A 3,398-nucleotide genomic window follows, 5' to 3' on the forward strand; every position below is an offset into this window, starting at 1 on the left:
TGACAACCTTCGTCGTCCCGATGGACCTGCCCGGGATCGCGGTGCCGCAGGCACTGGAGAAGATGGGCCTGCGCTCGTCCCCCACGTGCGAGCTCGTCCTCGACGACGTCGAGGTCTCCGACACCGACCGCCTCGGACCGGTCGGCCAGGGCTGGCAGATCGGGATGGACGTGCTCGACTACGAGCGCCTGGCGGTCCCCGCGATCTCGGCGGGGATGTGCACGCGTGCCCTCGACCTCGCCTCGAAGTACGCTGCCGACCGCACCGCGTTCGGCAGCCGACTCAACCAGATCGGCCCGGTGAAAGGCATGCTCGCCGACATTGCCAGCGGTGTCCTCGAATGCCGGCTGCTCTACCGGCACGTTGCAGACCTGGTAGACGCCGGACGTCCCTCGATCATCGAGGGCTCCATCGGCAAGCTCGTCAGCGCCCGGCTCGCCAACACCGTCACCAGCCTGGCCGTCCAGGTCCACGGCGGCTACGGCTACACCCGCGAGTACGAGGTCGAGCGCCTCTATCGGGACGCCCGCCTGTTCGCCATCGGCGGTGGCACCAGCGAGATCCAGCAGAAGATCATCGCCGAGCAGCTCACCCGCGAACCCGGCTGGAGCAGGACGGCCGCCCTCTCCTGAACGAGTTCGGCAGCGCAGGTTCGGGCAGGGCAGCAGCCACCGGGTGGAGACCAGAGGGAGGTAGTGACGGTGGCTGCGCAGAAGTCGCCCGCCGACGAGCCGCTGAGCAGAGTCGCGCGCCGGCGGAACAGGCGGCTTACCGACATCCTCACCGCCACCGCCGACGTGCTGGCCGAGCACGGGTACCGCGAGACAAACCTGGATGAGATCGCGGAGCGTCTGGACCTCACCCGAGGCTCGCTCTACCACTATTTCGCAAGCAAGGAAGAACTCGTCACCACCTGCCTCGACTGGGTGGCGACGCTGGTCAACGAACGACTCAGCGCGGCCGCCCGACAGCAGAAGGGGACCGCCAGCCAGCGGCTCACCGTGCTGATCGAGACCCAACTGGACTGCATCGTCGGCGAGTACCCGCAGATGGCCCGACTGTTCCTGCAGCCACTGGACTGGCCCGAGCCGCTCCAGCTTCGGAGCAAGGCGCTCCGCCTACAGCACGACGAGATCTTCCGGTCGGTCATCCGGGACGGAATCGCCACCGGCGAGTTCACCCTCGCCGACGAGGCGATCGCGCTGCACTGCCTGCACGGCGCCGTGAACTACGTACCGGTCTGGTTCCGGCCGGGTTGCCAGAAGGACTACAAGGAGATGCACACCATCGTGGCTAGACAACTGCTGCGCCTGTTCCGAGCGACACCATGAGCCACGCGTTGCTCACCGAACTCTTCGGACTCACCGGGCGCCGCGCCCTGGTCACCGGCGCCAGTCGGGGCATCGGAGCGCGGGCCGCGCAGGCCCTCGACGCCGCCGGTGCACGAGTGGCGCTCGTGGCGCGCGGCGAGAGTCAACTTCGTGACGTGGCGGCGACGCTGGAGAACGAGTCCCTCGTCATCACGGCCGATCTCGCTCAGCGAGACGCAATCGACCGGGTCGCCGACGAGGTGGCCGCCGCATGGGGAGGCATCGACATCCTGGTCAACAACGCTGGGCTGTCCCGACCTGCGCCCGCGCTGAAGCTCGCATCGGCCGACTGGGACGACGTCGTCGACCTCAACCTGCGCAGCGTCTTCACCCTGACCCAGGCCCTCGCGGGAGGAATGGTCGAGCGTGGATACGGGCGGGTCGTCAACATCAGCAGCGTCCTCGGCCTGCTCGGCGACGCGTACGCAGCGCCCTACTCCGCCTCGAAGGCCGGCCTCATCGGCCTCACTCGATCTCTCGCCGTTGAATGGGCTGCGCAAGGGGTCACGGTGAACGCGCTCTGCCCCGGGTGGGTCGACACCGAGATGGTGACCGACCTTCGCAAGGACCAGCGTTTCGACAAGCGGGTCCTCAAGCGCGTCGCAGCGCGCCGATGGGGAGTGCCTGGTGACATGGACGGGGCGCTGTTGCTGCTCGCGTCGCCCGCTTCGGCCTATCTGACCGGACAGACCGTCGTCGTCGACGGGGGGTTGTCCGCAGGATGGTGACGCCCCAGATCGGAATCATGCTGCCGATATCGGATCCCGTCGGCAACGGCACGGCGGACATCGCTGCAGCGGCCCGGCACCTGGAAGCGGTCGGAGTGGATGCCGTGTGGGCCGGCGACCACCTCGCCTTCCACACGCCGATCGTCGAGTCCAGCATCGTGCTCGCCACGGCGGCGGCCGTCACCACCCGCGTGCGATTGGGGTTCGGGGTGTTGCTCCTCGCGCTGCGCCCTCCGGCTTGGGCGGCGAAACAGATCAGCTCGCTGCAGGTCATCTCCGGAGATCGTGTGGTCCTCGGCATCGGGGTCGGCGGGGAGAACCCCGCGGAGTGGGCGGCCGCCGGGGTCCCGCTGCACCGGCGTGGGGCCCGGACCGACGCGGTTCTCAGCGTCCTCCCGGAGCTGCTCTCCGGAGCGCCGGTCCAGATCCCGGACGGGGAGCTCGTCCCCGCTCTGCTTCCCTGCGGCGGCATGCCGCCGCTGTGGGTGGGCGGTCGCAGCGACGACGCGGTCCGCCGGGCCGCGCGCTTCGGCGACGGCTGGCTGGGCATGTGGGCCGACGAGGGCAGGCTCGCCCGGACCGCGGAACGACTGGGTCGCCTGGCGGAAGAGGCGGGCCGGGCGCGGCCGCGGACCGGTCTGGTCGTGTTCGTCCACATCGGGGACGAACACGAGAGCAGGGCCGAGGCGGAGAGCTTCGTCAGCGGCCAGTACCGGATTCCCTACGAGAAGGTCGAGCGCTACGCCGCCACCGGCTCCGTCGACAAGGTGGCGGAGCGACTCGCCGGACTGGCCGCCAGCGGGGTGGACGAATTTCTGCTGTTCCCGGCCGCCGTCGATCACCGCCGGCAGTACGACCTCATCGGAGAGGTGATGCACCGCCTGCGGCCCGGCGGCCCGCCCACCCCGGATTGATCAGGCTGCCAGCGCGGCCACGATCGGCCCCAGGGTCGCTGCCGGCAGCGGCGTCTTCAGATAGAGGTTCATGCGGGTGAAGACGTCACCGAACCGCCGCGTGATCTCGGCAGCGACGTCATCCGGTTCCGCCACCACAGCGATCGAGGCCAGGATCTCATCGTCGATGAGGTCCGCCATCTCCGCCCAGCGGCCCGCCTTCGACATCACGTTGAGCTCGCTCTGCAGCTCACCCCAACCGTGTACCTCGAGCACGGGCCGATATGCCGGTGTTGAGGCGTAGAACGCGATCTGCTTCTTGGTCGCCTGCTTTGCCGTGGCGAACTCTTCCGCGGTGGCGCCGGTGATGACGAACGGCATGCCGACGATCTCGTAGCCCTCCAGCG

General features: G+C 69.1%; 5 protein-coding genes. 4 read left to right on the forward strand and 1 reads right to left on the reverse strand.

The window, feature by feature from the left end; genetic code table 11:
- From JWR81_RS30530 to JWR81_RS30545, 4 genes are all read left to right on the forward strand, one after another.
- Positions 1-632: acyl-CoA dehydrogenase family protein (locus JWR81_RS30530; protein WP_297660851.1), on the forward strand; the 632-nt coding region annotated here is incomplete at its 5' end.
- Between the two features lie 69 nt (positions 633-701).
- Entirely contained in the window at positions 702-1,331 is a 630-nt protein-coding gene (locus tag JWR81_RS30535; RefSeq protein ID WP_297660852.1) for a TetR/AcrR family transcriptional regulator, read from the forward strand.
- A complete protein-coding gene (locus JWR81_RS30540; protein ID WP_297660854.1) occupies positions 1,328-2,098 on the forward strand; it encodes an SDR family oxidoreductase in 771 nt (256 codons plus the stop codon). The genes JWR81_RS30535 and JWR81_RS30540 overlap by 4 nt, the downstream gene beginning before the upstream one ends.
- A gap of 17 nt (positions 2,099-2,115) precedes the next feature.
- The gene (locus tag JWR81_RS30545) at positions 2,116-3,012 is read left to right on the forward strand and encodes an LLM class flavin-dependent oxidoreductase (protein WP_297660856.1); all 897 of its coding nucleotides are present in this window, start codon (positions 2,116-2,118) and stop codon (positions 3,010-3,012) included.
- Here JWR81_RS30545 and JWR81_RS30550 read toward each other — a convergent pair.
- The coding region (locus JWR81_RS30550; RefSeq protein WP_297660859.1) for an LLM class flavin-dependent oxidoreductase at positions 3,013-3,398 on the reverse strand (386 nt) is incomplete at its 5' end. It lies immediately after the preceding gene.

The organism is Pseudonocardia sp. (genome assembly GCF_025965585.1).
GTDB lineage: Bacteria > Actinomycetota > Actinomycetes > Mycobacteriales > Pseudonocardiaceae > Pseudonocardia.